At 74.9% G+C, this 586-nt stretch carries 1 protein-coding gene; it reads right to left on the reverse strand.

Translation table 11 applies throughout. The annotated features are described in order from the left end of the window. Positions 1–586 (reverse strand): YcjX family protein (locus AC2W7M_RS27075; protein ID WP_486136330.1); only part of this gene is annotated, 586 nt, incomplete at both ends.

The following is a 586-nucleotide window of genomic DNA, read 5'->3' on the forward strand; positions in this document are numbered from 1 at the left end:
CACGTCGAGCGCCGGCCCCGCCCCTCGCTCGCCCGGCCGCGGCCCGGTCCACCAGGCGGGCGAGGATCGCCTCCAGACGGTCGTGGCTGGTGCGGTGCAGATGGTCGGCCTTGGTGGCGGCGAACAGCACCTTCTCGATGCGCGGCCGGAACAGGGCGCTGACGAGGCTGTTCCGCCCGGTGCGGAAGGCGGCGAGGATGCCGTCCAGCGCGCGTTCCAGATCGGCGAGCGCCGCCGGCCCCGCATTGAGCGCGGCGAGCGCGTCCACCAGCACGATCTGCCGGTCGAGCCGGGCGAAGTGGTTGCGGAAGAACGGGCGCACCACGGCGCTCTTATAGGCCTCGAAGCGGCGCTGCATCATCGCCCCGAGCGAGCCGGCCGGAAACGGGCGCTCCGGCGGGTCGAGCGGGGCAAACGTGAGGGCGGGGGAGCCTTCCAGCTCGCCGGGCATCAGGAAGCGCCCCGGCGGCAGGAGGCTCATGGCCACCGTCTCCGCCCGGCAGGCGGCGAGATACGAGGTGAACAGGCCCGCCAGCTCGCGCGCCTTGCCTCGTCCGCCGGCCGGGCCGGGTCGGCGGCCGTCAGC

This window comes from Xanthobacter sp. BG11Y11_SDJG (genome assembly GCF_057364445.1).